This window comes from Mesorhizobium kowhaii (assembly GCF_042431665.1).
In the GTDB taxonomy this organism is placed as follows: Bacteria; Pseudomonadota; Alphaproteobacteria; order Rhizobiales; family Rhizobiaceae; genus Mesorhizobium; species Mesorhizobium kowhaii.
This window is the reverse complement of record NZ_JBHLYT010000212.1, coordinates 1-684: the sequence shown is the minus strand read 5'-3', so window position 1 is coordinate 684 and position 684 is coordinate 1. Positions and strand designations below refer to the sequence as shown.

Here is a 684-nt window from a genome sequence, read left to right as displayed (position 1 = left end):
TTGAGGTAGCCGCGCGCCACCCCCGCCCCGCCGATATAAAGCTCACCCACCGCCCCGAACGGAACCGGCTGGCCATGAGCGTCCAGCAGATACACCCGCGTGTTGGCGATCGGACGCCCGATCGGCACGTTTTGATGGGATACACCGGGCCTAGCGTCAACAAAAAAACTGGACGACCAGATCGTTGTTTCGGTCGGACCGTAGAGATTCCTTAGAGACCCCACCCCTCTACTAAGCCGCGACGCCTGATTTGCAGGTAACGCTTCACCTCCACACAACACACTTAAGCCCGGCGTTCCTTGCCAGCCGGCATCCATCAGCAAGCGCCACGTTGCTGGAGTGGCCTGCATCAAAGAGATCTTGTGATGGTCTAGAAGATGATGCAACGTCGTAGCAGCCGTAGCATCCTTTCGGTTGGCTAGGACGACTGTGGCGCCCGTGCACGTGGGAAGATAGAGCTCCAGCCCCGCGATATCAAATGAGATGGATGTGATAGCTAGGAATACATCCTGCTCGGTAAGCTTCAATATATCCGAAAAAGCATATAGGAAATTCAACAGGCTTTGATGCTCGACCATGGCGCCCTTTGGGGTTCCGGTTGAGCCCGAGGTGTATATGACATAGGCGAGATGGCTGGAGGTCAGGCCGAGGGCGCGCGGGTCGGGGTCGCAGGCGGGCAGTTCG

Annotated in this window: 1 protein-coding gene; it reads right to left on the bottom strand. The window is 57.7% G+C overall.

All coding sequences use genetic code 11. The features are described 5' to 3' along the window. On the bottom strand, positions 1-684 hold a 684-nt coding region (locus ACFFNA_RS39455; protein ID WP_378925714.1), incomplete at both ends, for an AMP-binding protein.